Annotated in this window: 3 protein-coding genes and 1 pseudogene; 2 read left to right on the forward strand and 2 right to left on the reverse strand. The window is 65.4% G+C overall.

Annotated elements, in window-relative coordinates; all coding sequences use genetic code 11:
* A pseudogene (locus tag KBX08_RS34245) lies at positions 1–191 on the forward strand (hypothetical protein); the annotation flags it as partial.
* A 112-nt stretch (positions 192–303) separates the two neighbouring features.
* Here the strand turns inward: KBX08_RS34245 and KBX08_RS32585 are convergent.
* Positions 304–1,218 (reverse strand): hypothetical protein, encoded by a 915-nt coding sequence (locus KBX08_RS32585; protein ID WP_307850714.1) that lies wholly within the window; start codon positions 1,216–1,218, stop codon positions 304–306.
* Positions 1,219–1,366: 148 nt separating this feature from the next.
* Between KBX08_RS32585 and KBX08_RS32590 the strand changes: the two genes are divergently transcribed.
* On the forward strand, positions 1,367–2,854 hold the full coding sequence (locus tag KBX08_RS32590) for a hypothetical protein (protein WP_210787609.1): 1,488 nt from the start codon (positions 1,367–1,369) through the stop codon (positions 2,852–2,854).
* 99 nt (positions 2,855–2,953) lie between these two features.
* Here the strand turns inward: KBX08_RS32590 and KBX08_RS32595 are convergent, their stop codons facing one another.
* Positions 2,954–3,223: a hypothetical protein gene (locus KBX08_RS32595; RefSeq protein WP_210787610.1), complete on the reverse strand. Its 270-nt coding sequence runs from the start codon at positions 3,221–3,223 to the stop codon at positions 2,954–2,956.
* Between the last annotated feature and the right edge of the window lie 60 nt (positions 3,224–3,283).

Consider the following 3,283-nt stretch of genomic DNA (forward strand, 5'->3'; position numbering starts at 1 on the left):
GAGTATATTGTCGGCATCTGCCGACAATTTCGGCGCACGGCGCTGCGGGCGTGTCGGCCGGCCAGTCCTACGGTCCCTGCATGCCCTCCGAGCGTCGCGATGCTACCGCGAGCCTGCCTCGCAAGCGGATGGCAGCCGAACTGCTAATCACCGATGACGACGAGCGCGTTCTGCTGGTCGAACCGGCCTAAAGGGCTACAACGGCTGGCACGACGACATCGCCGCCGGGATGACGCAAAGCCACCTCGAAGACCTGACTAACGCTGGCACCTATGACAGAAAGCTGGTGCTCGCCTACGCCCGTCAGACCAAGTCTGAGACGAGCATCAAGCGGCTCAAGACGATCATCGAGAGGTGGCAGACGTCAAGGAAAGGTCCAAACACCCCCCCAGCCCTTTGACCAGCGGCTGTTCGCGTGTGGGCCTCCACACCTAGCCGGCGCTCATGGCCTTCGACGCGGTCGCCGGATGAGGCGGCACCAAGACGGTGGTGCACGCGATTCTGCCCACCGCAGCCCCGGACCAGGCGGGCGGCCCGCGCGTCGCCCAAACTAGTTGCCCTTGCCGGTTGGCAGCTCGATTGCGACATCCAAAAACGTCCGGGTAGTCGCGATGCCACGCTCGCAGCATGTCGCCATCCGGTGTGCCTGGTGAACAGCGACGATCTGGAGTTTAGAGCCGGCAACGGTGGGTCAGCGACATCTTGTCTGGTTATGAACCTTTGGGAAATCCGTTGCACGCCGACGATCACGGTCAGGGCGAGTTCGGACTTCGTCGGCTTCGGGAGCGGCGGGGTGTGGAACCCGGCCGGCGTCGCGGTCTCGGGAAGCTGGATGGGGCGGGACACGATGATCACATCGATGATGTCGTCGCGCTCCAGGAGCGCTGCGCTCGTGATGTCGTGTTCCTGGTTGGAGGCCGAGGCGTCGTAGATGAACACGATGAGCTTCGTGTAGGTGCCGCGCTCGCGCAGGTAGGCGATGGAGTCCTCGAGGATTTCCTTCTCGACCTTCTTGAACTCGGTGGCGGAGCGCACGTACTTGATCTCGATGAGTACGCCGAGGCGCGGGATGCCGAAGTCTGCGCGGTGGGAGCTGTGGCCGAGCCGCGGCAAGGGCTCTTCATGGACCGGATCACGCTGGCCGGCCGCCTGACGTTGAGCCATGCCGTGGCGTAACGCCGCAGCTGGTCGATAGCCACCGGATCCATGCGCCTGCACCTGCAGCAACGGTTAGCCGGACCGTAGCAATACGGACCGGCCGGCCGCCGTGTCGATCCAGCCGAGCGACGCGGAGGAACGCGTGTCGATGCCGCTTCCTGTCTATAGGCGGAATTATGTGGTTGCTCCAGTGTGTGACGCTTTTAGCGTGATCAAGAAAGCGCCGCATAAGTCCTTCTACAGCGAGTTCACGTCGTTCGTGCGCCGCTTCAACCAGGAGGCCATGCTCGTCGCGGTCGCTCAGCGTGCCCTGAGCCTCCCGAGGAACTTCGGCATCGACAACCGGGGTGACAGGGCGCTCCGCGCGACGCCGCCGTGGGCGCTGGCTGCCGTGGCGAAGGCGGCCATCGTGCATGGCAACGCCCACCGACGGGCCGTCCCCCGCGAGCGTGACCTGGTCATGGCATGCCACATGCACAACAATCTCGTCGCCCCCGAACTCGATGTGCCGGAGCTCAACTCGGCGTTCGCCATCCTGGCGCGGCTCGCCTTCGAGCAGTTCCCGTACTACGAGCGCGGCCTGCCGGAGCTTGCCCGGCCGGCCGCGTTCTTCGACGACTACTCTGGCCGCAAGTCCCTCGAGGTCATCTCGAAGGAGTCGATGCGCGAACTGGTTGGCGCGGACATGGTCACCGCCACCGGCATCGTGTTGATGCTCGCCACCGGCGCGGAGATCAACGACGGGTACTTCAATCCGGGGTGGCTGGACCAGATCAACTTTGCCGAGTTGCTCGCCGAGTTGCCGCGTGAGCAGATCCTGGCCGTCGTCAACTCCCTGTTCGCCTGGGACATGGACGAGTTCCGGCGCGAGGACGCCGAGGCGTCGGTCAGGACGCCTCTGCCGCACCTGGACCGCTATGCGTTTAACCCGCTCACTTCCCGCCCGTTCGTGCGGCTGTCGGACGGCCGGCTAATCGCGCCCGTACCGCAGCTCATCCCGCGGCGGCTCACGCCGCTGGAGCTGTACTACGCCGGGATCAAGCGGTGGGGGACGGCGTTCACCCGAGACCTCGGCGAGCTGCTAGAGGACTATGTCGGCCGGCAGTTCCAGACCGTGCCCGACGCCACCGTCTACTCCGAGGTCGTGTACCTGCAAAAGAAGCAGGAGCTCAAGAGCATCGACTGGTTCGTCGTGTTCGACGATCTCGTCGTGCTCATCGAGGCAAAGGCGACCCGCTCGCCGCTCGCCGCCCGCGCCGCCGACGCCAGCGCCCGCACGGCATACACCCAGACGCTGGGCGACGCGTTCAAGCAGCTCGGCCGCACCTCGGCAATGCTTAACAAGGACGTCCCGGAGTTCGCGCACATCCCGAAGGACCAGCCCGTCATCGGCATCGTGGCCACCCTTGATCCGTGGTACGTCGCCAACAGCCTCGCCCGGGACTTCCTGCCTGAGGCCAGCCTGCCGACCCTCGTCGCCTCCGTCGGTGACCTCGAGAAGCTCGTCGCCATCGGGCAGCGCCAGTCCGTGTCCGAGATCCTCACACAGATCACCCAGGCCGGGGACGAGCGCCAAACCTGGGACCTCGGCGCGGCCATTCGCGAGTTCGGCGTGCCGACCGACCGCAACCCCCTGCTTCAGCAGGCGTTCGATCGCCTCCCGTTCGACCACACCCAATCGGATCAGGCGGCCTAAGGGACGTCTCGTAACTCGACGATGGTGAGATGCACGTTGTTGCTGTGTTGGTCCGACCGACGGTGGTCTTCGAGGTTGCTGCCGCCGGTGGCCGCCGTGTCAGTACGGCCGCCGGATCCCTCGCTGCGAGAGCGTCGCTTCGTAGAAGGCGAGGAAGCGCTCTGCCTCTTCGACGGCGTCGTCCAGGTCGTCGAGAGCTGCGCGGTCGCCGGGGTCATGGCGCAGTAGGCGAGCCGCTTCCGCCAGCTGCTTCAACAGGGCGGCGAACGTATCGCCCTGCAGATGGATGCCGGGGAACGCTCTGCCAGCCAGCTGTACGACGGAACAGTTGGTGCCACGGGACAGCACCTGCGCTTGCTCCTGGTTCATCTGAGCAGAGTCTCAGCACCACCCAAGGGCCGTTCAAGGGAGGTCTCCTAACCCGGTGAC

It is taken from the genome of Micromonospora sp. H61 (assembly GCF_018070325.1).
Lineage (GTDB): Bacteria > Actinomycetota > Actinomycetes > Mycobacteriales > Micromonosporaceae > Micromonospora > Micromonospora salmantinae.